Genomic DNA, 22,835 nt, shown 5'->3' on the forward strand with positions numbered 1-22,835 from the left:
TCTCCTTGCTTGGTAAATGATCGTGAAGACAATCGATCCCGTTGAGGCAGGCCGGTTCTCAACCAAACCCACACTCTCTGGAGCCGTTTTTTTTGTAGCTATGTCGTGCGCGGGCTTTCCCGGATGGCGTCAGATCGGGAAGTGGCCGCCTTGAGTTTCCATCGTGATCCAGCGCAGCTCCGTGAAGGCGTCGATACCGGCCTTGCCGCCGAAGCGGCCATAGCCCGAATTCTTGACGCCGCCGAAGGGCATTTGCGCTTCATCATGGACCGTTGGTCCATTGATGTGGCAGATTCCGGATTTGATCCGCCGGGCAACACGCAGGCCACGGGCGGTATCGCGTGTGAACACCGCCGACGACAGACCGTATTCGGTGTCATTCGCCAGTTCGATGGCATGATCCTCATCGCGCGCCCTGACGACGGCGACCACCGGGCCAAAGCTCTCTTCACGAAACAGCCGCATGCCTGTTGTCACATGGTCCACGACATGGGCCGGCATGAGAACACCCTGAGCAGAACCGCCATTCACGAGCGTGGCACCGGCTGCGATGGCATCATCGACCAGCGACTGCACGTGGTGGACGGTCTTGATATCCGCGACGGCACCGAGTGGCGCTGTTCCCTGGCGTGGATCGCCGACGGCAAGCGTTGCGACTTTTGCCTGGAAGCGGGAAATGAAGGCCTCGGCCACCGCATCCTGAACGATGATTCGCTCCGTCGACATGCAGATCTGGCCTTGGTTCATAAAAGCACCAAAGGCCGCGGCCTTCACCGCCTCATCCAGATCGGCGTCATCAAGCACGATGAAAGGCGCTTTGCCGCCCAGTTCCAGCAGAACCGGCTTGAGATTTTCCGCCGCCCGTTTTGCGATGATGCGTCCGACCGCTGTCGATCCGGTGAAGTTAATACGGCGAATGGCGGGGTGATCGATCAGCGCTCCGACGATTGCCCCAGCATCAGCAGGTGCATGGGTGACGATGTTGACCGTCCCGTCCGGCAGCCCGGCGTCCATGAAGGTTTCCACGATGAGGCTGTGCGTTCTGGGGCAAAGCTCCGATGCCTTGAGGATGACCGAGTTGCCGCAGGCGAGCGGCATGGCAATCGCCCGGACGCCGAGGATGATCGGTGCGTTCCAGGGGGCGATGCCGAGAATGACGCCCACCGGTTCCCGAATGGTCATGGCCAGACAACCGGGCTTGTCCGAGGGAATGACCTCGCCGCCGATCTGCGTTGTCATCGCAGCTGCCTCGCGGATCATTCCGGCGGCAAGCATGATATTGAACCGTGCCCAGCCCTCGGTAGCCCCAATTTCAGACTTCATGGCTTCGACGAATTCGGCAGCTCTGCCTTCCAGTGCCGCCGCCGCCTTCCACAGTGCCGCGCGGCGAGCATTTGGCCCAAGGCTGCTCCAGATGGAAAATGCGGCATCTGCTTTCTCAGCGATATGGCCGACATCCTCGATACCGAATGCATTCGCGACGGTTGCCACGGTGCCATCGAGTGGATTCATCCGCTCGAATGTGTCATGAGTGCCTTCACGTGGATTGGGAACAATATTCATAACCGTTGAGCCTCCCGCCTCATTGCTATGTTATATAGCATGACATTTTTGTTTGAGTTGGCAAGAGAAATTTTCTAAAATCGAAAGATGACAATCATCGAACCCGAAACGCCACCCCAGGCCACCGCCACCAATCCACTTGAAGATCACCTCGGGTACCAGCTTCGCAGGACTTCGAGTTACCTGATGGGTGTGCTTGCTCAAAGGCTTACGCAGATAGAGCTTACGCCGAGCGAGGCATCCGTCGTTATCCTGATTGCCGGAAACGAGCGTATCACCCAAAGCGAGATCGGCCGGATTCTCGGCATAAAACGCGCCAACATGACGCCCCTTACGGCATCACTGGAACGGCGTGGACTGCTGGAGCGGGAAGCGATCGGCGGAAAATCCTTCGGGTTGACAGTCACCGCAGGCGGCAGAAAAGCTGCCGATGACGCCGAAAGGCTGATGCTGGACCACGACCGGGAATTCTTCGGCTCCTTGTCGCCGCAAGCCCGCAAGCTGCTGACCGATCTGCTGGGTCAATACTGGAAGAATGCGGACTGACGTTCCCCCCCTATCGGTAACCTTTGCCCATACCTCCGGTTTACAGGGATTTTCTGCTCTCCCTTATCAGCCAATCCCTGAACAGGATAATATTGGGGTTGTGGGCTTTTCGCTCCGGATAAACCACAAAATAGGAATCGTTTGAGCGGATCGGTGCTCCGAACGGCATATGCAGCTGGCCACTTTTCAATTCGCGTTCAATGTAAAAAGCCGGAATTACCGCGATACCCATACCGTTTATCGCTGCGTTAATGATCATCTCGTGATGTGAGAAGCGTACCCCGTGGATTCTTCCAGTATAGGATAAGCCGGCAAGGCGGAGCCAGTTCAGCCACAGACTTGGCCGCGTGGAATTCTGCAGCATCGGAAAGTTGGAGAACGCCAGGGGTTGCAACTTTTGACCCAGAGGAATGAGATCCGGCGATGCGACGACGGCCAGCGTTTCCGGGAACAATTCGATGGCGCGGGCATGCAACCATGTCCCGGCACCTCTCAGGACGGCAACATCCAGACGTGTCGTTTCAAACTCAGTCGCCGGTGTCGCTGGCATGACCTCAAGAGGGATATCTGGATTTGACTTGATAAAAGAGGAAAGCCGTGGTGGCAGCCATCGAGCAGCGAATGTCGGATGCGCACCCACCACGAGCGAACTGTCCACAGCGCGGCCCCTGACGGCATCGATCGATATCTCCTGAAGCTTATCGAGCGTCAGTGCGACATCCCGGTAATAGTTGGCCCCGATCTCGGTCAGAACCAGCCTGGGGCCTGAGCGATGAAACAGCGTAACGCCCAAAAAATCCTCAAGATTCTTGATCTGACGGCTGATGCCGCTTTGCGTCAGGCCCAAATCTTCGGCCGCCTTTGTAAAACTCATGTAGCGCGCAGCCGCCTCAAAAGAATGCAGGGCGGAAAGTGACGGAAGATATCGTCTCATGAAGACCTCGATAACGATCATGAATAAAAGTCATGAAAGAAATATTTTTCAACATTTTTATTTTCATCCCCGCTGGTTCAACAATCGCATTGCGGCAAGGCTTGAGCGCTTCACGATAACCAGGACGAACCTGAAGGGTGACATGTTTGCAGCCAAATGGGAGCGCCGTATGACGCGGCAATGATGAAGGCTTCTGGCTTTTATCGCCTGTCCAACAAAGGGGAACGACATGAAGAGACGTCAATTTACAAAAGTTTTAGGCCTTGGCGCGGTTGCAGCCGGTGTGGGCATGAGTAGGCCTCTGTTCGCAGCCAGCTCCCTCGAACGTATCAAAGCCTCCGGCACATTGAGAATTGGTGGTGTGGCCGATGGAGCGCCATATTATCAAAAGAGTTTGACGGATGGATCATGGCGAGGTTTCTATATCGATATCTGCCAAAAGCTGGCCGATGATCTCGGTGTGAAACTCTCCATTCTAGAAACGACGTGGGGCAATTCCGTTCTGGATCTTCAGGCAGACAAGATCGACGTTTTCTTCGGCCTTAACCCGACACCCGAGCGCAAGAAGGTCATCGATTTCTCCGGTCCGGTTTTCAAGAACGCATTCACGATGATTGTGCGCAAAAAATCAGGTGGAGCCGCTTGGGAAGACTTCAACAAACCAGACTTGCGCATTGCCGTCGACGCTGGCTCATCCCATGACGCCGCAATTTCCCGCCATGCCCCACTGGCAGAGGTCTCGCGCCTGAAAACGGCAAGCGACGCGACTGCGGCACTGCAATCCGGGCGCGCGGACGCGCAGTGCCTCGTTATGGTCCTTGCGCTGACACTCCGCGCGAAAAACCCGTCGATCGGAGAGTTGGTGATGCCGACGCCTGCCGATTTTACCACGTCCAATGCCGGGTTCCGGCGTGAAGAAGATCAATCCTGGAGAGAGTATACGGACCAGTGGATCACGAAAGAACGTGACGCTGGTTTCGTGAAAGAAGCGATCATCCGCAACATGGGCCTCGTTGGCGTGAAAGAAAGCGATTTTCCGCCGGGTTTCGAAATCTAGTTGTAGATTGGCAGGCTCTGCCTGCCACCTCCCCTCACTTCCACAAGTGGATATCTAGACGATGTATGAATGGGATTTCTCCATCCTCTGGGGATATCGCTGGTTGCTCCTGCAGGGGCTCGGCATAACGGTCGGCTTTACCGCGGCAACGATCGTATGCGGCATGACCATAGGCCTGACAGCAGCGATATGTCTCCTGTCGCGCTTCAGGGTATTGAGAGGCTTTTCTCTCGCGTTCATAGAAGTGTTTCGATGCACGCCGGTGCTGGTGCAGTTGATTTGGTGCTACTACGCCCTGCCGATGATTGCCGGTATCGATATGACGCCGATAACTGCCTCGCTGCTTGCACTGTCATGTTATGGCGGTGCCTTCTTCGCAGAAATCATTCGCGGCGGCATCGTTTCGATTGATGCGGGTCAATCGGAGGCAGCCTCGGCTCTTGGAATGACGCCGTCTCTTGCCATGCGCCGCATCATATTACCCCAAGCACTGCATCGCATGCTGCCTGCACTGATGAACCAGTCGATCATGATGTTCAAGAACACGTCTCTTGTTTCCGTTCTGGCCGTTCCCGATCTTGTCTATCAGGGGCAAATGGCGGCCCATGACAGTTTCCGCCCTTTGGAAACCTATACGGCGGTGGCAGTCATGTACTTCGTCATCCTCTTCCCGTTGACGCTGTATGTCCGCAATCGCGAACGCAAGTTGGGAGAAGGTCGATGATCCCGACAACACCGATGATCGAAGTTTCCGGGCTTCGGAAGTCTTTTGGCCCGCTGGAAGTTCTCAAGGATATCCATCTTCAGGTCGAACACGGCGGCGTGGTCGCCTTGCTGGGACCGTCGGGTTCTGGAAAATCCACCCTCTTGCGCTGTATAAACCTCCTCGTTGTTCCTGATGACGGTCGCATCCGCGTCGGCGAAACCGTATTCGAATTCGGAAAATCCGTTCAGCCGCCCAAAACCCGGCCGCTTGCAGCATTCCGGTCCCGTACGGGCATGGTATTCCAGAATTTCAATCTCTTCCCGCATATGTCGGTCCTAGAAAACGTCATGGAAGCGCCCGTTCACGTCAAGGGTATAAACAAGAAGACAGCGACAGATCTGGCGATGTTCCAACTCGAAAAAGTCGGGCTTTCCGACCGCGCGCGGCAGATGCCGCAGACACTTTCCGGGGGCCAGAAACAGCGCGTGGCGATTGCCCGAGCCTTGGCGATGGAGCCGGAGGTGATGCTCTTCGATGAAGCAACATCCGCGCTTGATCCCGAGCTTGTCGGCGAGGTCCTCCAGACCATCCAGAAGCTTGCGGCTGACGGGATGACAATGGTGATCGTAACCCATGAGATTGCTTTCGCACGAGACGTCGCAGACCGGGTCGTCTTCATGAGGGACGGTTATGTGGTGGAGGAAGGTACCCCGAGCGAGGTGATCGATACGCCTAAAATGGAGGCGACGAAGACCTTCCTCAACCACTTCCACAAGGGCGTTTCAGCTCATTGACAACCAGCATCCAAAGGCCCGCACTTCATGGAAACAATCACGAATATCCGCGTCTTCCTCATCGAGAGCCCAATCAAGATGGCGCGCCAGCAGGGCGTAGGCAACGTCAAGGGAACCGTGAAGCGCGTTCTGGTCGAGCTGACCTCGTCTTCCGGCATTATCGGCTGGGGTGAAGCGGCACCCTGGGAGGTGTTCACCGGTACCGCCGAAGCGGCATTTGCGGCAATCGACATCTACCTGCGACCGCTCGTCATCGGCGCACGGATCGATCGTATTCGTGAACTGACACTCAAGATGAAAAAGGCATTGGTGGGACACGGCGAAGCGAAACTTGCCATCGAAACCGCCATGTTCGATATTCTCGGCAAATCGTCCGGCTTGTCCATCGCAGATCTTCTCGGTGGCAGAGTGCGGGACACAATCCCCCTTTCCTTCTCCATCGCTGATCCCGATTTCGACGCGGATATGCGCCGCATGGAACAGATGGTTCCACAGGGCAATCGCATCTTCAAGGTGAAGACAGGCGTCAAGTCTCATCAGGAAGACGTCGACCATCTGGAGGCGATGCGCAATGCCTTCGGCGACCAGATCGACCTGCGTATCGACTATAATCAGGCACTTCGGCCATTCGGTGCCATAGCGACCTTGCGTGATGTCGATCACTTCAAGCCGACATTCATCGAACAACCGGTTCCGCGCGATTGTCTTGCATCGATGGCGTCACTGACCGCTGCACTCGATACTCCCATACTGGCGGATGAAAGCTGTTTCGATGCCCGTGACCTGATGGACATCATCAGGCTTCAGGCCGCAAAGGCCATCTCCGTGAAGCTGATGAAAACCGGCGGACTGCTCGATGCACAGGCCTTGATGGCCATTGCCGATGTCGCTCATCTGCCCGGTTATGGTGGAACACTTTGGGAGGGTGGTGTGGCGCTGGCAGCGGGCACGCAGTTCATCGCCGCGACACCTGGAGTTTCCCTCGGGTGTGAATTCTACATGCCACATCATGTGCTGACAGAAGATGTGCTGGAGGAAAAGATTGAAAACCGCAGTGGCGAAGTAGTGGTGCCGGATGGACCCGGCCTCGGCATCAAGGTTTCTGACCATTCGTTAAAATCGAATGCCCGGATACTCGCCGAGCGCTGAAAACGAAACCAAACATTGAGAAAACGTCCAACGATTACGGCCCCGCCGTAGACGGACGACACGTATTGCAAAATTTAGGGAAGCCGCGATGGCCAGTGTAGAAAAAAAGCACACCGTTGTCATAGGAGCGGGGATTGTTGGTGTTTGCACTGCGCTGGAACTCGTTCGCGCAGGACAAAGGGTCACAATCGTTGATCCGGGTGAACCGGGCGGTCGCCAATCCGCGAGCTATGGTCATGGCTGCTGGATCAGCCCCGGCTCGGTCGTTCCGATGTCGATGCCTGGCCTCTGGAAGAGAATTCCCGGCTATTTACTAAACCCGCATGGTCCTCTGGTTATAAGGTGGCGTCACCTTCCCAAGCTTGCGCCATGGCTGCTGCGTTTTCTATGGGCGGGGTCATCGGTTCGGCGCGTGGAGAAAACAGCGCATGCGTTGAGCCATATGTTACACGACAGCCCGCAACGCCATCGGGTTTTGAGTGAAGAGGTTGGCTTACCCGACCTCATCCATCAGGACGGCCTGCTCTACGCCTATCCAGACCGGCAGGCCTTCGAAAAGGAGGCTTTGTCCTGGCATCTGCGTCGCTTGGTCGGCGTCCGATGGCGTGAACTCGACAGAACGGCATTGGCGGAGCGCGAGCCGAACCTAGACCCACATTACTCCTTTGCGATCCTTGCAGAAGACGGCGCTCACTGTCTCGATCCAGGTGCATATGTTGCGAAGATCGCTCAGGTGGCTTGTGAAGGCGGGGCTGAGCATATCCGGGCCAAGGCGCTGGCATTTGCCTTCGATGGCACGCGCTTGACCGGCGTCCAAACGGATCAGGGACTTATCGAGTGCGACCATGCCGTCGTCGCGGCCGGCACTTGGTCCAAAGCGCTGGCACGATCGGCGGGAGACCGAATACCGCTTGAAAGCGAACGGGGCTATCACGGCGTCGTACGGCTGGAAAATGGTGGTCCTCGGCACCCCATTATGCCCAGTGATGGAAAGATGGCCAACACCCCCACGGCGCACGGTCTTCGCCTGTCCGGCCAGGTCGAGCTTGCCTCCATCAACACTGCGCCGAATTGGCACCGGCTCGATATCCTTCTCGATCACGCCCGAAAAACCTATCCGGCGCTTGCCGCCATGCAGGATATCAAGATCGACCGCTGGATGGGCCATCGCCCTTCCACTCCGGACGGCCTTCCTGTCATCGGCAGATCCAGTCGCTCATTAAATGTATTTTACGCATTCGGGCATGGTCATGTCGGCTTCGCCTCCGGCCCGGTAACCGGCGCGATTGTCTCCCGAGAGATCATGGGTGAACGCCAAACCCACGATATCCGGCCCTATTCGCCAAGACGGTTCAAGTTTGGCAGAGACAGATAATTAGACAGGCGGGGATTGGTCATGACTAAGGTTTCTCTTGGGTGAGGTCGGAGAAGTGGTGCAGCGAAAAAGCTTACGCAGAAGGCCAAAGAACAGCGCATCATGCGTGTAAATCTGCGCCAGCGCCTTTATATTCCAGGTATCGGACGCCGCGTCCAACGGTTCTAAATATGATCCAGTGCAGCCTTGTGCATCGCTCTATACTTTCAGGCAACCGCATGCGTTCCACGCCTTCGGTGTCTCCGAGACGAGTCGCTACGCGTTTGATCATGCGGACGCTAGGTTCCGCAGTCCGCATGATAGACGGGCTCTAGTCGTAATATTCGACAGGGCCCTTCTTGAACCAGCAGGAATTCGCGCTAGGCCAGCATTTCGGTCCATTGTCCGTCGGTCTGGGCGGCTATGCCTACCAGCAGATCAGCGACGATAAGGGCACGGGCGTCATCGACGGCAACCGCGCACGGCTGTTCGCGCTCGGACCAGCCGTTACATTCGCGGCACCGGGCAAGCCTTTCGTCTCGCTTCATGCCTACAAGGAATTTGGAGCCGAAAACCACAGTGAAGGATATAACGTCGCCTTGAGGATGAGCGTCAGCTTCTGACATTGCATGTTCGTCAGCGATTGATTTGAGACAGATGGGCTTGAAAGATTGGAGTTTCAGGCCCGTCTGCGCTCGATATCCACCAAACAAAATCCGATTATTTTGCTGATTTGTGGCGCGAAACAAGCGGCATCATCCGCTTGAGCGTGACATCCTTACGGATGACGTGATGCCACAAGGCCGCAGCGACATGAAGAAGGACAATGGCCGCTGCCAAATATGCCAGAGTCTCGTGGACATTCGTCCACAAAGCTTCCGATGCGTCCGATACCTCCAACGGAAAACCCGGAATGACGACGAGATCGAAGACATAGCTGGGGATCTGCAACGGGGACGTCGAGGCAACAGCCCAACCGGCCAGAGGGACAGCGACGGTGAGAAACAGAAGTGCTGCGTGAGCGAAGCGGGCACCGATATGCGCAACCCTGCCCGTACCAGCGGGCGGATATGGCTTCCTGCTCAACACGGACCATATGACGCGCGGTATCGCCAGTGCCAGCACGACGAACCCGATAGACTTGTGATACTGGAACAGGTTGAACTGAAGCGCAGGATCGACATCATCACCGCTCATCAGATATCCCAATGCCAACTGCGCGATGAACAGAAGCGCAATTGTCCAATGAAACAGAACCGCTATCAGGCCATAGGTCGCCGTCGAATTTCGCCAGCGCTTTTCGTCGGCAGATGTGGTGCGAGAAGACAAATCAAGGTTGTTCATTGGCTAGCTCAACTGCTGATACATGTCTTTGGCAATGGCATCCATGCGCTTGGGCTCAAGATTGCCCACCAACGCGCATCGGATCGTCTCGTCATCCCAGGATACCGCTTCCAGTGAACCAACGTTCGAGCGTCGCATCGCCGTATCTTCGGAATCGCTCGCAGGCACGATGTAGAGGGTGACGCGCTGTCCCGTGGAATCCTCATACATAAGCTGGCCCGCGGCACCGGAGGCGCTTGGCAAGACCCGACCGCCCACCAGTTGCAGGCCCTGGCGACGAAGGTCTGGTATGTTCAGTTTGCGGTCCAGCCGTTTCGACAGCCACCTTTGCAAGTGAGACGTATCCTCAGCATCCGCACGAACTTCGACCGGGTGCAGAACTTCGCTCGCGAACACACTATGGGCCTGCGTGGCGGCTGCCACGATAAACTGGGTGTCTTCGCTACCGCGCTGGACCAGCGCATGACCGAACCAGCCCGCAGTCAGCCCGAAAGCGAGCACGAGGATGGAGGCTGCCGCCAGATTGCGCCAGCGAGCACGCTCCGATCGCACCCGACGCTCCATCCTGATGACATCGAGATTGGCGGGCAACGCGCCCTCATCGAGACGGCCATAGAGGGCAGCGAGCGCCGCATTTTGCTTCCGCCACGCATCGACCTTGCGCGCATCTGCCGGGTTGGAAGCCAGATGTGCCGCTACGGCATCGCGTCGCTGGTCATCAAGTCGCCCATCGACATAGGAAATGAGATCCGCTTCGGTTATCTGCGGCTGGCTGCCGGTCATTTTATCACCTTGAGATTGGGCTGGTCTTCCTGGGTCATTCGGGCAAGGGAAGAGCGGGCTCTTCCCAATCGTGACATCAGTGTCCCCAATGGAATTTCGAGTACCTGCGCCGCCTCTGTATAACTGAGGCCTTCGACCACGATGAGGAGAAGTGCCTCGCGATGTTCAGCGGACAGCTTTTCGATGGCGCGCGCCATTTCTGCCAGCGCCACGCGGCCGGGCTGTGCCGCCGGTACGAACAGTTGGTCTGCAAAATCGTCAATGGGTACCTGCGCAGGCCGGCGGCTGCGGCTGCGCAGGTTGTTGCGCCAGACATTGATCAACACGCGGTAGAGCCACGGCCGCAATGGACCATCAGGCCGCCAGAGCGCCTGTTTGCGGATAGCTCTTTCCAGGCAATCCTGGACGAGATCGTCGGCGGTATCGCGATTGTGCGTCAGCGCATTCGCGTAACGTCGAAGGGCCGGAACGCTCTTTGTCATCTCATCCAGAAAGTCTGGCATGAATGCTATTCCTTAGCTGTGTGCCACACGCCGCCGACGCCGTTGCCGGTCATATCACCAGGCTTTTTATCCATCTGCCAGAGATAGAGTGGCTTTCCTTCGTGGGACCACTGCATGGTACCATCCTTGCGCGCGATTGGCTTGTAATCGCCATCGGCCTTGTCGGTCTTTGTGGCGACGAGCGGCGGCCACTTGGTCGCGCAGGCGTCGTAGCAAGCAGATACGCCATCGGTATCCTTGTCGAACGTGTAGAGGGTCATGCCGTGAGCGTCGGTCAGGATGGTGCCCTGCGCCGTTTTTGTTTCGACAACCGCGCCGCCCGCATAGGGTTCGGCAAGGGCGGCAGTGCTGGTGGCAAATGTTACGAGGCCTGCGATAAGAAGATGATGTGCACGCATGACATAGTCCTTTTAAGAGAAAGACGGCTCGAACAGGATGTCCGATACTGAATAGAACACCAGCCATTGGCGTTTAATCCCGCCGCGCTGACTTTTTTGCGCATTTAATATCGCGACTTATCTGACGCCTTTCAGGTCCATGTCGAACGCGACGGTGTTGGAGTACAGCGGCACACCGATGCCCATGCCATAGGGCGAGCGCGGAATGTTTCCGGTGACATGGAAGGTGACCGATCCCTTTTGCTGTTCCACGAACGTGGCGTGAAACGTTTCCGGTCTCGAAACACCGCGTGCCGTCAGAATGCCCTCTACAAGAGCGCTGCGCGGACCGTCCTGAACGACGCGCTTGGAGCGAAACGTGATCTGAGGATAGGCGGCAATATTGAACACCGCGCTGGACGTCAAAAAATTCTCGACCCTCGCCTGCCCCGTCTTAACACTGGCGGGGTTGAGGCTGATCTCCACATAGGATTTTGCCGGCTGGTCTGAATCGATGTCAAAACGACCGGAGATATCGGGGATGGTGCCTTTTATTCCTGGACCTGCCACCTGCTCGATGGAGAACCCGATGTGAGATGCCGGGTCGATTTTATAACGCCCGGCTGCGGAAGAAAGTTGATCGGCAAACACAGGCGTGCAGATCAGCGTCACGCCGAGAAAAGCAGCATGGTAAGTGTATTTCACGGCGATAGCTCCTTTGTTGATACGTCATCGCATCAACAAAACACCGCTGTGCTGATTTTAATCCTCTGGGTGAAGAATAACATTCTTAGTATCGTCATCTGACGTGGCCGCCAAACTCATTAAATGGTTCAAACTCTCCACGGAGCGAGCCTGCTCCAGACGAGATAAAGCGGCATACCTTCCTTCGTCCGGCAACCGAACCCAAGCTAAGCAGTCGGCGAATTTCGACTGCCGTTCCGCTTCGGTGATAGGGTTAGCGGAAGATCCTTTGGCGTGAAGTCTCTCTTTCCAAAGCGTCCGCCCGTCACCTAATGTGATCGTCACCTGATGCGCAATCCGTTCAACTCCGCGCTCTTCTTCCGCGCTATAAGCGCTCATCGTAATTTTTGGCATATGACGCCGGATATCAGGTCTGAATATCGCGTCGGTCCTAAAATCTGCCAATGAAAGCCTGCCCTGAGCCAGAGCGGCAGCAAGGCAATATTGCATCGAGAACCGTGCCTGCATCTCATCGGCCGGGTCTGGATACGCCAAATTGTCAACGGCGGACCGCCCCACTTTTGTTTCTATGCGATGCAGGTCATCAAGCGAGAACCCATGCTCTTTCTGCAAATCAAGCGCGGCATCAATGGCCCGATGTGTAGAAGCACAACATGGGTGAAGCTTCGTCACCAGCCCGCGGGTTTCAATGATGTGGGTTTCGTCCAGGGAAAGCCCATCCCATCCGGTTGCATCCGCGCCTCCGAACAAATCCAGAAAGCCTTGTGGTCGTTCCAGAATATCCAGTCGTCCAGTCATGCCCGCCTGCGCAAGACACGCGGCCTCCACCGCATTACGGGCCGCGATACCCGCATGGAGTGGCTTTACCGATGTTCCGAACTGACCTTTCGGGCCTGATGCAAGACTGACGGCAATACTCATCGCCTGCGCCACACGCGCGTCATCAAGACCAAGAAGGACGGCCACGCCAGCCGCCGTACCAATGCAGCCCACAGTGGAGGTGCCGTGCCACCCCCTGTTGTAATGGGAGGGGTTGACGCCGAAACCAACGGCGGCCTGCGCTTCGAGACCAGCGAGATAGGCGCGAAGAAACTGTTGACCAGAGACCGAACTGTCCGCCGATGCGGTTGCCAACAAGGCAGGCACAAGAACGGCAGAGGCGTGCGCGCGGGCGGGGTGAAAGTTATCGTCGAAATCCAGACAATGGGCAGCTGTCCCATTGACCAAAGCCGCAATAGACGGCGATGCCCTTCCAACGGTGATCAACGCAGAGGCTCCGTTTGAACCAATGTCTTTGGAAAATGCTGCCGCGACAGAGCGGGGCGCATGATCGGTGGCTCCAGCAATCATGCACCCGATCGTATCGACTACAGCCTGTTGTGCACGCGTGGTGGAGCCTTCAGAGAACTGCTTTCTTGAAACCACATGCGTTGCGATTTTTTCCAAAACTGTTGCCATTGCCTTGTGCCCCTGCCAAGTCTCTGCTCTTGGCTGTATTATTGGAAGGCTTAGTTCAATCGTGCAATCTTATGCAGTTTACGGGTGATCCTATTCGTTTTTGGGGGAGGAAGATTGATGGCGGACAACGAGATAGCCATCAGCGTCAAGCATATTCATGCCTATGACGCGATTGCTGCGACGGGTTCCACGATAGCTGCCGCTGCCGAACTTGGGATTTCCCAGTCAAATGCCAGCCGACTTCTCCACCAGCTTGAGCTCTATCTCGGCGTGCGGTTGTTTGAGCGGGATAAGAACCGGCTTTCCATGACACGTGAAGGCTTGGCGCTGGGGCCGGAAATCAGAGCGATTTCGGATCGGCTGACGGCATTGAAGGTGACGGCGCGCGAACTTGAAAACGGTCGTTCGCTGGAAATTCCGTTACGTCTAGCGTTTCCGGCCAGCCTTTCGGTGACGCTTATCCCGCGTTTGATCAAACGTTTCCTGGCGGAGAACGGACCGGTCAGGATCGAGGTGGCATCGGGTAATTATGTCGCCATCGAGCGGATGATCGCTGATGGCCAGGCTGACATTGGCTTCACCCGCCTGCCCTCACCGACACCCGGGTTGCGCGAGGAAGAAGTGCTGCCCTCCCGCAATATCTGCGTCATGCATCCCGACCACGGGCTTGCGAAGAGCAAAACATTGACCGTGGCTGACCTAAAATCACGTGATCTGATCCTGTTGAATCGCGAGAGGCCGGTACGCCATGAACTGGAGGCGCTTTTCTACAAACAGGGATTACGACAGCGCCCGGCCATAGAGGCGCATTCCGTTGGTTGTGCCTGCGCGCTCGCGGCCGAGGGGCTGGGCATTGCCATTGTCAGCGAGTTGCTCGCGCTTGAATATGGGGCCATGCCCCTTGTTTTCGTGCCGCTTGAACCAGCACTCATCGTTGACTACGCAATCGTCAGTTCCGATCAAACGCCGCTACCGAAATCGGCTGCACCATTCTTGCGGTATCTTCGGGAATGGTATGAGAAGCAGAATATTACTGCACAACCGAGCGGACGATAGGGCCATCACAGATGATCAATTTCAGGCAATTGGAAGTGCTGAAAACGCTGCTCGCGACGGGATCGACGATCGCAACTGCCAAAAGCATGGGGCTTAGTCAGTCCGGTGTCAGCCGTCTTTTGCAACAACTCGAGTCAGATCTTTCATTGAGGCTGTTCGACCGCGACAAAGGTCGGCTCATTCCAACGCCGGAGGCCAGCATTCTGGCGCGTGATGCAGAAACTGTCCTGCTCGGGTTAAACCGCTTCTCGAGCCTTGCGGAGGATCTGCGCAGTGGTGCCACCGGGCCGGAGCTGGTGCGCATCGGCCTGCCCAGCAGCATGTGGGAAAACTTTGCACCGGCGATGTTGCTCGAATATGCCAGCGAATATCCCTCCGTACGGATCGAAACGTTTTTTGAAACTACGTCCAGCATCGCAAGGCTGGTCGAGCAGAAGGTGATCGATTTCGGCTTCCTTCGTTACGAGGATCAGGTCGGTCCGGGAATTGATATGGAAAAGGTGGCGACTGGATCGAGCGTCTGCGTCATCCCGAAAGATCATCCGCTGGCAACGGCGACCGAAATCACGCCCAAGGACCTGCGCGGCGAGCCGCTGATACTGATTGGTCGTCAGAGACCGAACCGCATGTTGCTCGACCAAGCCTTCAAACGTGCGGGTGTGAAGCAAAACGTGAAGATCGAGACACATACCAATAGTTCGGCATGCTCCTATGCTGCGCACGGCTTGGGTATCGCTATCCTGAGTAGTTTTTTTGCCAATCTTTATCGGCACCTGCCCGTCGTTCAGCGACCCTTTATTCCTGCGTCGAAACAGGAGTTCGGATTGGCCACTCCGTCCGGCACCTCTTCATCGCTCGCGGCAAGGGCGCTCATGGATGCGCTGAAGCGACAAATCGTCATTTCCCAAAAAGCTAAAACCTAACAAGACGTTAAAGGTTTTTAGCCCGTATGCGTCCGAAGAGACGCAGCGCACGATATGCATAAAGCTATGATGAAAATGCATAATATTGCGCAAAAATCTCTCATCGCTCATAGTCTATCCATAAACAGCCGGTGACTTTGTAGATCCGGCCCCGCCAATCGTGTTCAGGGGAACCGATGATTAGATTTATATTCAACCGCCTGCTCATGGCGTTGCCGACTATGGTTATCGTTGCCATTACGGTCTTTGCGCTAATCCGTTTCATTCCGGGTGATCCCGCCGCTCTCATGCTGGGCGACATGGCCACGCCGGATCAGATTGCCACTCTGCGAACCGAACTTGGCCTCGACCTCTCGATGCCCCAACAGTTTCTGATCTGGAGTGGCAATGTGCTGACCGGCGACTTCGGACGCTCCATCGTCAATAATGAGGCCGTACTGCCACTCGTCGTGTCGCGCTTCATGGTGTCCGCTGAAATCGTCATCATCGCTGTCATTCTGGCGAGCCTGATTGCCGTTCCCGCCGGCGTGATCGCCGCTTGGCGGCAAAATAGCATTACCGATCTCGCGCTGGTCGGCACCGCAACGATCCTGCTGTCCATTCCAACTTTCTGGCTCGGCCTGCTGTTGCTTTTGTTCTTTGGTCTCAAGCTCGGCTGGTTGCCGGTGCTGGGATATGTGTCGATCAGCGACAATCTGGTTGGCGGCCTGCTCTATCTCGTGCTGCCGATCATGACGCTCGTCATCCATGAAGCGGGTGTCCTGATCCGCATGGCGCGTGCCTCCACGCTCGAGGTGCTACGGCTGGATTACATCACCCATGCCCGCGCCAAAGGTCTTTCGGAAAGCGCCGTACTCTGGAAGCACGCCTTCAAAAATGCCTTCGGTCCAACCTGGACGATGATCGGCCTCATTCTCGGTAATCTTCTGGGTGGCATCGCGGTCATTGAAACGGTTTTCACCATTCCCGGTCTCGGACGGCTGATGGTCGATAGCATCTTTCAGCGCGACTATCCGGTCATTCAGGGATGCCTGCTGTTCGTCGCCTTCTCCTACGTCGTGGTCAATCTGATCGTCGATCTCCTCTACCCTCTGTTTGATCCGCGCGTGGTGGCAGAATGAAACATTTTACGCTCAATGGCCTGATCGGCGGCTTTCTCATTGCAATTCTCCTCATTGTCGCAGCCGTCAGTTTGTTCTGGACACCATTTGATCCGATGAAGCTCAGCTTCACCGCTCGTCTCGCGGCACCGGGTGCACAACATCTGCTCGGCACGGACGAGTTCGGACGGGACGTTGTCAGCCGTCTGATGATCGGCGCGCGCGCCAGTGTCTGGATCGGTTGCCTGACGGTCGGTTTTGCCACCATCGCCGGTACGCTGATCGGGCTGATCAGCGGCTATTCCCGTGGCTGGATCGATGGCGTCATCATGGCGATCAACAACGCACTGCTCGCTTTTCCCGGAATCCTGCTGGCACTCGGCCTGCTGGCGGTGTTCGGTGCCAATCAATACGGCATCATCTTTGCGCTCGGCATTGCCTACACGCCATCCATGGCGCGCGTTGTGCGCGGTGCCGTTCTATCGCTGCGTGAGCGTGAGTTTATCGAAGCGTCCAAGATCATGGGCAACAGCGAGATTTTCACCATGGTCAGGCACATTCTGCCCAATTGCCTGGCACCGATCACCGTTCTTGCGACCTCCATGTTCGGCTGGGCCATTCTGTCTGAAAGCGCGCTGAGCTTCCTTGGCCTCGGCGTGCCACCACCGGCACCCACCTGGGGCAATATGCTTGCCGCTGGCCGCCCCTTCATCGAACAAGCCGTCTGGCTCGGGCTTTTCCCCGGTCTCTGCATCGCACTGACATTGCTCGGCATCAATTTACTCGGAGACGCGCTTCGCGATAAACTTGATCCCCGCATGAGAGGTTTGAAATGACACAGGAAAAGCTTCTCAGCGTGCGTAATCTCTCTCTCGAGATTACCCATCGCGGCGTCGAAGTCGTGAAGAATGTCAGCTTCGATCTCGAACCCGGAGAAATCTTCGGGATCGTCGGGGAAAGCGGCTCCGGCAAGTCGCTGGCGACCCGCGCACTGATTTCGTTGTTGCCGCCCGCAATTCGCAAAACAGGCGGTGATGTGACCTACAAGGGGCGCGACATCACATCGATGAGCGAAGCAGACTTGCGCCGCCTGCGCGGTGCCGAAATCGGGCTGGTGTTTCAGGAGCCGATGACGTCGCTCAACCCGTCCATGACCATTGGGCGACAATTGGAAGAGGGCCTCACCCTTCACACCAAATATACGCCAGCAGAACGTCGCGTCAAAATACTTGCCATGCTCCAGCGTGTCGGTATTCGCGACCCGGAAGGAGCCCTCACTTCCTATCCGCATGAGTTTTCCGGCGGCATGCGCCAAAGGATTATGCTCGCCTCCGTCATGCTTCTGAAGCCCGCTCTGTTGATTGCGGATGAGCCGACGACGGCACTCGATGCCGTCATCCAGCGCGATGTCATGGAACTGATGGTGGAACTAACCAAGGCTGAAGGCACGGCTGTCCTTCTGATCAGCCACGATTTGCCGATGGTCGCTCGCTATACCAGCCGCATCGTAGTGATGGAAAAAGGATCGATCGTCGAGGCTGGAACAACAGAACAGATCCTTGAGGCACCACAGCATCCCTACACCCGCAAACTACTATCGTCGTTGCCGATCCGCGGCGAAGTTCGGATAATCGATACGGCATCGGCACCGATGGTATCCGCGAAAAACATCGTGGTCGATTATCCGGGCCGCAGATCTCTTTTAAAAAAGGGAACTGCCAAGCGTGCGTTACATGGCGTGTCCATCGATATCCACGAGGGCGAAGTCGTTGCCTTGGTGGGTGGCTCCGGGTCCGGCAAGACGACGCTGGGTCGCACCATTGCCGGTCTGGTCAGCGAGACCAACGGTGAAATCCTGTTTCAGGGTCGCAAGCGTGATGCCGACTGGCAGGATTATCGCCTAAACTGCCAGATGGTGTTCCAGGACCCATATTCTTCGCTCGATCCCCGCATGACCATTCTGGCGCTGGTGGAAGAGGCGCTGCGACTGGTTCCCGGCATCGACCGCACTGCGAAGAAAAAGCGAGCCTATGAAACGCTGGAGGAAGTCGGTCTTGGTGCCGAATATGCCCTGCGTTATCCGCACGAGCTTTCGGGCGGACAGCGGCAACGCGTGGCGATTGCCCGTGCGATTGCGCGGCGTCCCCGTTTTCTGATTGCGGATGAACCGGTGTCGGCGCTCGACGTGACCGTTCGTGCACAGGTGCTATCGCTCTTTTCCGATCTGCAAAAGCGCTACGGCTTCTCCTGCCTGTTCATCAGCCATGATCTCGGTGTCGTGGAACAGGTGGCCGACCGCGTGGTCGTTATGCAGGACGGCCGCATCATCGAAGAGGGCGATCGCAATACAATCTTCGACACGCCGAAAGAGGCCTACACGCGGCGTCTGCTTTCGGCCATTCCCGCACTCGATCTCAACGAGACCGGCGGCGTCAAACTGAAATGGCGTCTGGAGAACTGAAAATGACAACCACCACCTTGATTAAAGAAACCTCCGGTACCGTTGCCGAGCGCCTCAACGCCGTCTGCGATGCGCAGGATTTTGTCACCCGTTTCAGCATTCGCAACCTGCTGACGGGCGAGACGTTCGAGCGCGGCGCCGATGAGGAAACGCCATCGGCCAGCACCCGCAAAACATCCATCATGATGGCAGCGTTGAAAGCCGTGCAGGAGGGCAGGCTCGATCTCGATGAGCAGATCACCTACGAGGCACGTTTTGCCGAGGAAGTGGCCAGCGGCATGTTCCGCTACATGACGCCCGGCATCGTGATTTCGCTGCGCGATGCCATAACCGGCATGATGGTGCTGAGCGACAATGTCTGCACCAAGATGGTGTTCGAGCGGCTGACATTGGAAGAGGTCGACAGCTACTGCAAGTCGATCGGCATGAGCGGCACGCATCACCGCTTCCTCATTCCGCCGCTGGCTCTGTCGCCGGACCACACGTTGAAATCCGTAACGACGACGACGGCCCGTGATCAATTGTTTCTGCTCCAGACCATTCTCGACGCGCAGAAATCACCTGACGCCGCAGACAGATTGGGCTCTTCACATGAGCTTTGCGCCTATGCTCTGCAGACGCTAAAGAACCAGATCCTGCGTTACGCCATTCCGTCACGGCTACCTTTCGGGACGGTGGTTGCCCACAAGGGCGGCACCGGAAAGCGTGGACGCATGAATGCCGGCATCGTCTATCGGGATGGCTCGCCACTCTACATCATCACAGCCTTCACCGATCAGGTGCCGCAGGAAATGCCGGATGGCACGCCGGGCTACACGTTGTCGCTCGAAACCATCGGCAAGCTGTCTCGCGTCTGCTGGGACGCATTTTAAGCCTTGAGAACAATCACAAACGTCAACAAAAGAGGGTAACATGAAAAGCATTCTTCTCGCCGGAACGATCTTGATGTCGCTGACCGGCGTTTCCGCCGCCCGTGACATCGTTATCGCCCAAAGCTCCGATCTGCGCAGTAGCAATCCGGGCGTCAACCGCGACGGCAACACGGACGGCGTCATTCTTCACATCGTCGAAGGCCTTGTCGGTTATGCCAACAATGGTGAGGTCAAGCCTCTGCTGGCGCAGTCCTTCGAAATGTCCGGTGATGGCCTGACTTATACGTTCAAACTTCGCCCGGAGGTGAAATTCCATGATGGCAAGACGCTGACAGCCGAAGATGTGGTCTGGAACTGGAACCGCTACATGGACCCGGCAACGAAATGGACCTGCATCAAGGACTTTGACGGCAGCGGCACCGTAAAGGTCACGGGCATCAAGGCGGTCGATACACAGACCGTGACTATGACGCTTGAAAAACCGTCCGCCGTTTTTCTCGGCCTGATGTCGCGCCCTGAATGCGGCTACACCGGCATGATTTCACCTGAGTCCGTTGCCACCGATGGCACGTTCGACAAGCCCATCGGCACCGGCCCGTTCAAGTGGGACCAGTGGAAAAAGGGCGAATATATTCACCTGACGAAATTCGATGACTACGCTTCGCCCGCCAACAATGGCGAGCCGGATGGCATGGTCGGCTCCAAGCGTCCGTTGGTCGACGGCATTAAGTTTATGGTCATTCCCGATGCCTCTACGGTGAAGGCCGGCCTGCAATCCGGTGTTCTCGACACGGCGGAAATTTCTCCCGACCTGATCCCTGAATTCGAAAAAAGCGAAAAAGCCAAGGTCATCGTTTCGCAGAACAACGGCAAGAACCTGTTCTACATCCAGACGCGCGATCCGATCATGGGCAAGCCAGGTGTGCGCCGCGCCATGGCGATGGCGCTTGAGCTGGACGAACTGGTTGCCGCCGCATCCAACGGCACCGGCAAGGCGAACGGCTCCATGGTCGCTTCGGACTCTGTCTACTTCAGCGAAACCCAGAAGACGCGCCTTCCTTACGATCTGGAAGCGGCCAAGAAAGAACTGGCAGATTCCGGTTACAAGGGCGAGCCAATCAGCATCATCGCCAACAAACGCGGCAACGTGCCGAGCTTCCCTGCTGCCGTCATCGCCCAGGCCATGCTTCAGCAAATTGGTCTCAACGTACAGATCGAAGTTCTCGACTACGCAACCCAGGTGGACCGCCGTCGTTCCGGCAACTACCAGATCATCTCGCAATCTGTCGCACCGCGTCTCGATCCGGCGCTGATGTACAGCTTCTATGTGGGCGACAAGGACAAGAATGCCTCGCTGATGTGGGATAACCCCAAGGCAATCGCGTTGATGAAATCTGCCTATGCCGAAATCGACACGGCAAAACGCCAGGCCATCTTTGACGAGTTCCACAAGCTGATGCTTGAGGAGATGCCGGGGATTTTCCTTTACGACATGATCGATGTCTGGGGTGCGACGAAGGCCCTGAAGGGTCAGCCCGTCTGGCAGTCCAATGCCCGCCTCTGGGAAGTTTCCCTCGATAAGTAAGCCATGACGAAAGCCGGGTGCCGCGATGATACGCGGCACCCCGCTAGCTTGCAGCTTGGCTTGTTTCCCTTTGCAAATTCGCTCCAAGACTGTCCATATTTCCCCTGAGGATAAAACATGCCAGATACAGCCGCCTTTCAATCGCTCATCCAGACCGTCGATGCGCTGGCACCCGATTTTACCAATCTTAGCGACAGGATATGGGAGTTTTCGGAACTGAAATTTCAGGAGGTTCGATCATCGGACCTGCTGGTTGAAACACTGAAACAAAATGGATTTTCCGTTCGACAAGACATTGCGGGCATGAAGACGGCCTTCATCGGCGAGTATGGTCGCGGCAAGCCTGTCATTGCATTTCTTGGCGAATATGATGCGCTGGCGGGCATGAGCCAGCAATCGGGCGTAGATCATCCAATGGCAGTCGAGGTGGACGGAAGCGGCCATGGTTGCGGCCACAACCTTCTGGGAAGCGGCTCGATGCTGGCCGCGATTTCGCTGGCAAAACATCTGGAAGCCAACGGCCTTCCCGGTACCGTGCGCTATTACGGCTGCCCCGGCGAGGAAGGCGGTTCCGGCAAGACATTCATGGTACGCGCCGGTGCCTTTGCCGATGTCGATGCGGCTCTGACCTGGCATCCTGCACCCTTCAACGGTGTGCGCTCTACCAATAATCTTGCCGTTCTCGAATACTATTACCGCTTCAAGGGCGTTGCTGCCCATGCGGCAAATGCCGCACATCTTGGTCGCTCTGCACTGGACGCCGTCGAACTGATGAATGTCGGCGTTAATTTCTTGCGCGAGCACATGCCGCAGGACTGCCGTGTCCACTACGCCATTACCGACGCTGGCGGTCGTGCAGCCAATGTCGTGCAGGCAAAAGCCGAAGTGCTGTACCTCGTGCGAGCACCGGAAATGTCCCAGGCGCTGGCACTAGCCGAGCGTGTGGACCAGGTCGCTCGGGGCGCGGCCATGATGACCGGAACGGAAGTCGAGATCATTTTCGACACGGCTGCTACCAATCTGCTGCCCAACCTGACACTGGAAAACGCAATCCACGACAATCTCGTCTCGATTGGCCCCGTGCCGTTCGATGAGGCCGATATAGACTTCGCCCGCAAGATACAGGCGACGTTTACCGACGAGGCGATCAAGAGCAGCATCCGCCTCTATCAGATCAAAAACGATGTCTTTTCCAACCAGAAGATCGACGGCTCGACGCCACTGCATCTCGGTCTGCGGGACTTCGAAGGTCAGTCGCATTTCCGCGCAGGGTCGACCGATGTGGGCGATGTGAGCCGAGTCACGCCTACGGCACAATGCTGGGCACCGGCCTGGGCCATCGGCACTAATCCTCATACATGGCAAGTAGTGGCACAGGGACGCAGCCCTGGTGCCCATAAGGCGATGGTTCATGCGGCAAAAACGCTGGCAGCAACTGGACTTGACCTTGCAACCTCACCCGAATTGTTAGCCCATGCCAAAGCGGAATGGCGAGAGAAAATACAAGACGAGCCATATGTCTGCCCCATCCCAGTTCACATCTCACCTGCCACCTATTAAGCGAC

At 56.6% G+C, this 22,835-nt stretch carries 24 protein-coding genes; 15 read left to right on the forward strand and 9 right to left on the reverse strand.

What is annotated here, in order from left to right:
• Window positions 1–129: 129 nt before the first annotated feature.
• Entirely contained in the window at window positions 130–1,563 is a 1,434-nt protein-coding gene (locus tag DSM25558_RS19645) for an aldehyde dehydrogenase (RefSeq protein WP_077106384.1), read from the reverse strand.
• Window positions 1,564–1,650: 87 nt separating this feature from the next.
• On the opposite strand from DSM25558_RS19645, the gene DSM25558_RS19650 reads away from it, so the two are divergent.
• Window positions 1,651–2,109 (forward strand): MarR family winged helix-turn-helix transcriptional regulator, encoded by a 459-nt coding sequence (locus DSM25558_RS19650; protein WP_077106385.1) that lies wholly within the window; start codon window positions 1,651–1,653, stop codon window positions 2,107–2,109.
• A 40-nt stretch (window positions 2,110–2,149) separates the two neighbouring features.
• Here DSM25558_RS19650 and DSM25558_RS19655 read toward each other — a convergent pair whose 3' ends face one another.
• On the reverse strand, window positions 2,150–3,064 hold the full coding sequence (locus DSM25558_RS19655; RefSeq protein ID WP_371480256.1) for a LysR substrate-binding domain-containing protein: 915 nt from the start codon (window positions 3,062–3,064) through the stop codon (window positions 2,150–2,152).
• On the reverse strand, window positions 3,000–3,224 hold the full coding sequence (locus DSM25558_RS29055; protein ID WP_200800779.1) for a hypothetical protein: 225 nt from the start codon (window positions 3,222–3,224) through the stop codon (window positions 3,000–3,002). The genes DSM25558_RS19655 and DSM25558_RS29055 overlap by 65 nt, the downstream gene beginning before the upstream one ends.
• Window positions 3,225–3,272: 48 nt before the next feature.
• Here DSM25558_RS29055 and DSM25558_RS19660 point away from each other — a divergent pair, with 48 nt between their 5' ends.
• The 6 genes from DSM25558_RS19660 to DSM25558_RS19685 all read left to right on the forward strand — a co-directional run bounded on the left by DSM25558_RS19660 (window position 3,273) and on the right by DSM25558_RS19685 (window position 8,726).
• Window positions 3,273–4,100 (forward strand): transporter substrate-binding domain-containing protein, encoded by an 828-nt coding sequence (locus tag DSM25558_RS19660; protein ID WP_077106386.1) that lies wholly within the window; start codon window positions 3,273–3,275, stop codon window positions 4,098–4,100.
• 61 nt (window positions 4,101–4,161) lie between these two features.
• Entirely contained in the window at window positions 4,162–4,824 is a 663-nt protein-coding gene (locus tag DSM25558_RS19665; RefSeq protein WP_077106387.1) for an amino acid ABC transporter permease, read from the forward strand.
• Window positions 4,821–5,600: an amino acid ABC transporter ATP-binding protein gene (locus tag DSM25558_RS19670; protein ID WP_077106388.1), complete on the forward strand. Its 780-nt coding sequence runs from the start codon at window positions 4,821–4,823 to the stop codon at window positions 5,598–5,600. The genes DSM25558_RS19665 and DSM25558_RS19670 overlap by 4 nt, the downstream gene beginning before the upstream one ends.
• 27 nt (window positions 5,601–5,627) lie before the next feature.
• Complete coding sequence (locus tag DSM25558_RS19675; RefSeq protein ID WP_077106389.1) at window positions 5,628–6,749, forward strand: enolase C-terminal domain-like protein; 1,122 nt, start codon at window positions 5,628–5,630, stop codon at window positions 6,747–6,749.
• A gap of 88 nt (window positions 6,750–6,837) precedes the next feature.
• Complete coding sequence (locus DSM25558_RS19680; protein WP_077106390.1) at window positions 6,838–8,124, forward strand: NAD(P)/FAD-dependent oxidoreductase; 1,287 nt, start codon at window positions 6,838–6,840, stop codon at window positions 8,122–8,124.
• A 338-nt stretch (window positions 8,125–8,462) separates the two neighbouring features.
• On the forward strand, window positions 8,463–8,726 hold the full coding sequence (locus DSM25558_RS19685; RefSeq protein ID WP_077106391.1) for a transporter: 264 nt from the start codon (window positions 8,463–8,465) through the stop codon (window positions 8,724–8,726).
• Window positions 8,727–8,823: 97 nt separating this feature from the next.
• Here the strand turns inward: DSM25558_RS19685 and DSM25558_RS19690 are convergent, their stop codons facing one another.
• From DSM25558_RS19690 to DSM25558_RS19715, 6 genes are all read right to left on the reverse strand, one after another.
• Window positions 8,824–9,447 (reverse strand): cytochrome b, encoded by a 624-nt coding sequence (locus DSM25558_RS19690; protein WP_077106392.1) that lies wholly within the window; start codon window positions 9,445–9,447, stop codon window positions 8,824–8,826.
• Between the two features lie 3 nt (window positions 9,448–9,450).
• The gene (locus DSM25558_RS19695) at window positions 9,451–10,230 is read right to left on the reverse strand and encodes an anti-sigma factor family protein (RefSeq protein ID WP_077106393.1); all 780 of its coding nucleotides are present in this window, start codon (window positions 10,228–10,230) and stop codon (window positions 9,451–9,453) included.
• The gene (locus tag DSM25558_RS19700; RefSeq protein WP_077106394.1) at window positions 10,227–10,733 is read right to left on the reverse strand and encodes a sigma-70 family RNA polymerase sigma factor; all 507 of its coding nucleotides are present in this window, start codon (window positions 10,731–10,733) and stop codon (window positions 10,227–10,229) included. Before DSM25558_RS19700 ends, DSM25558_RS19695 begins: the two co-directional genes overlap by 4 nt.
• Window positions 10,734–10,738: 5 nt before the next feature.
• On the reverse strand, window positions 10,739–11,131 hold the full coding sequence (locus DSM25558_RS19705; protein WP_077106395.1) for a COG4315 family predicted lipoprotein: 393 nt from the start codon (window positions 11,129–11,131) through the stop codon (window positions 10,739–10,741).
• A 117-nt stretch (window positions 11,132–11,248) separates the two neighbouring features.
• Complete coding sequence (locus DSM25558_RS19710) at window positions 11,249–11,815, reverse strand: YceI family protein (RefSeq protein ID WP_077106396.1); 567 nt, start codon at window positions 11,813–11,815, stop codon at window positions 11,249–11,251.
• A 57-nt stretch (window positions 11,816–11,872) separates the two neighbouring features.
• Window positions 11,873–13,273: an MmgE/PrpD family protein gene (locus DSM25558_RS19715; RefSeq protein WP_083716583.1), complete on the reverse strand. Its 1,401-nt coding sequence runs from the start codon at window positions 13,271–13,273 to the stop codon at window positions 11,873–11,875.
• A 117-nt stretch (window positions 13,274–13,390) separates the two neighbouring features.
• On the opposite strand from DSM25558_RS19715, the gene DSM25558_RS19720 reads away from it, so the two are divergent.
• The 8 genes from DSM25558_RS19720 to DSM25558_RS19755 all read left to right on the forward strand — a co-directional run bounded on the left by DSM25558_RS19720 (window position 13,391) and on the right by DSM25558_RS19755 (window position 22,830).
• Entirely contained in the window at window positions 13,391–14,329 is a 939-nt protein-coding gene (locus DSM25558_RS19720) for a LysR family transcriptional regulator (protein WP_077106397.1), read from the forward strand.
• A 14-nt stretch (window positions 14,330–14,343) separates the two neighbouring features.
• The gene (locus DSM25558_RS19725) at window positions 14,344–15,252 is read left to right on the forward strand and encodes a LysR family transcriptional regulator (RefSeq protein ID WP_077106440.1); all 909 of its coding nucleotides are present in this window, start codon (window positions 14,344–14,346) and stop codon (window positions 15,250–15,252) included.
• Between the two features lie 176 nt (window positions 15,253–15,428).
• Complete coding sequence (locus DSM25558_RS19730; RefSeq protein ID WP_077106398.1) at window positions 15,429–16,373, forward strand: ABC transporter permease; 945 nt, start codon at window positions 15,429–15,431, stop codon at window positions 16,371–16,373.
• Entirely contained in the window at window positions 16,370–17,188 is an 819-nt protein-coding gene (locus DSM25558_RS19735; protein ID WP_077106399.1) for an ABC transporter permease, read from the forward strand. The genes DSM25558_RS19730 and DSM25558_RS19735 overlap by 4 nt, the downstream gene beginning before the upstream one ends.
• Window positions 17,185–18,813, forward strand: a complete 1,629-nt coding sequence (locus DSM25558_RS19740; protein WP_077106400.1) for an ABC transporter ATP-binding protein — start codon at window positions 17,185–17,187, stop codon at window positions 18,811–18,813. Before DSM25558_RS19735 ends, DSM25558_RS19740 begins: the two co-directional genes overlap by 4 nt.
• Before the next feature lie 2 nt (window positions 18,814–18,815).
• The gene (locus DSM25558_RS19745) at window positions 18,816–19,685 is read left to right on the forward strand and encodes a serine hydrolase (protein WP_077106401.1); all 870 of its coding nucleotides are present in this window, start codon (window positions 18,816–18,818) and stop codon (window positions 19,683–19,685) included.
• 40 nt (window positions 19,686–19,725) lie between these two features.
• Window positions 19,726–21,270 carry an ABC transporter substrate-binding protein gene (locus tag DSM25558_RS19750; RefSeq protein WP_077106402.1) on the forward strand — a complete coding sequence of 515 codons (1,545 nt, stop codon included), beginning with the start codon at window positions 19,726–19,728 and terminating at the stop codon, window positions 21,268–21,270.
• A gap of 117 nt (window positions 21,271–21,387) precedes the next feature.
• The gene (locus tag DSM25558_RS19755; RefSeq protein ID WP_077106403.1) at window positions 21,388–22,830 is read left to right on the forward strand and encodes a M20 family metallopeptidase; all 1,443 of its coding nucleotides are present in this window, start codon (window positions 21,388–21,390) and stop codon (window positions 22,828–22,830) included.
• Window positions 22,831–22,835: the final 5 nt, after the last annotated feature.

The organism is Agrobacterium sp. DSM 25558 (genome assembly GCF_900100825.1).
In the GTDB taxonomy this organism is placed as follows: domain Bacteria; phylum Pseudomonadota; class Alphaproteobacteria; order Rhizobiales; family Rhizobiaceae; genus Agrobacterium.

What these genes read in the sequence shown, in the direction of transcription:
- DSM25558_RS19665 (WP_077106387.1), top strand. Translation starts at nt 4,162, where the DNA reads ATGTATGAATGGGATTTCTCCATCCTCTGGGGATATCGCTGGTTGCTC.
- DSM25558_RS19655 (WP_371480256.1), bottom strand. Translation starts at nt 3,064, where the DNA reads ATGATCGTTATCGAGGTCTTCATGAGACGATATCTTCCGTCACTTTCC.
- DSM25558_RS19745 (WP_077106401.1), top strand. Translation starts at nt 18,816, where the DNA reads ATGACAACCACCACCTTGATTAAAGAAACCTCCGGTACCGTTGCCGAG.
- DSM25558_RS19730 (WP_077106398.1), top strand. Translation starts at nt 15,429, where the DNA reads ATGATTAGATTTATATTCAACCGCCTGCTCATGGCGTTGCCGACTATG.
- DSM25558_RS19755 (WP_077106403.1), top strand. Translation starts at nt 21,388, where the DNA reads ATGCCAGATACAGCCGCCTTTCAATCGCTCATCCAGACCGTCGATGCG.
- DSM25558_RS19680 (WP_077106390.1), top strand. Translation starts at nt 6,838, where the DNA reads ATGGCCAGTGTAGAAAAAAAGCACACCGTTGTCATAGGAGCGGGGATT.
- DSM25558_RS19670 (WP_077106388.1), top strand. Translation starts at nt 4,821, where the DNA reads ATGATCCCGACAACACCGATGATCGAAGTTTCCGGGCTTCGGAAGTCT.
- DSM25558_RS19705 (WP_077106395.1), bottom strand. Translation starts at nt 11,131, where the DNA reads ATGCGTGCACATCATCTTCTTATCGCAGGCCTCGTAACATTTGCCACC.
- DSM25558_RS19740 (WP_077106400.1), top strand. Translation starts at nt 17,185, where the DNA reads ATGACACAGGAAAAGCTTCTCAGCGTGCGTAATCTCTCTCTCGAGATT.
- DSM25558_RS19695 (WP_077106393.1), bottom strand. Translation starts at nt 10,230, where the DNA reads ATGACCGGCAGCCAGCCGCAGATAACCGAAGCGGATCTCATTTCCTAT.
- DSM25558_RS19690 (WP_077106392.1), bottom strand. Translation starts at nt 9,447, where the DNA reads ATGAACAACCTTGATTTGTCTTCTCGCACCACATCTGCCGACGAAAAG.
- DSM25558_RS19660 (WP_077106386.1), top strand. Translation starts at nt 3,273, where the DNA reads ATGAAGAGACGTCAATTTACAAAAGTTTTAGGCCTTGGCGCGGTTGCA.
- DSM25558_RS19650 (WP_077106385.1), top strand. Translation starts at nt 1,651, where the DNA reads ATGACAATCATCGAACCCGAAACGCCACCCCAGGCCACCGCCACCAAT.
- DSM25558_RS19720 (WP_077106397.1), top strand. Translation starts at nt 13,391, where the DNA reads ATGGCGGACAACGAGATAGCCATCAGCGTCAAGCATATTCATGCCTAT.
- DSM25558_RS19715 (WP_083716583.1), bottom strand. Translation starts at nt 13,273, where the DNA reads ATGGCAACAGTTTTGGAAAAAATCGCAACGCATGTGGTTTCAAGAAAG.
- DSM25558_RS19675 (WP_077106389.1), top strand. Translation starts at nt 5,628, where the DNA reads ATGGAAACAATCACGAATATCCGCGTCTTCCTCATCGAGAGCCCAATC.
- DSM25558_RS19750 (WP_077106402.1), top strand. Translation starts at nt 19,726, where the DNA reads ATGAAAAGCATTCTTCTCGCCGGAACGATCTTGATGTCGCTGACCGGC.
- DSM25558_RS19645 (WP_077106384.1), bottom strand. Translation starts at nt 1,563, where the DNA reads ATGAATATTGTTCCCAATCCACGTGAAGGCACTCATGACACATTCGAG.
- DSM25558_RS19700 (WP_077106394.1), bottom strand. Translation starts at nt 10,733, where the DNA reads ATGCCAGACTTTCTGGATGAGATGACAAAGAGCGTTCCGGCCCTTCGA.
- DSM25558_RS19735 (WP_077106399.1), top strand. Translation starts at nt 16,370, where the DNA reads ATGAAACATTTTACGCTCAATGGCCTGATCGGCGGCTTTCTCATTGCA.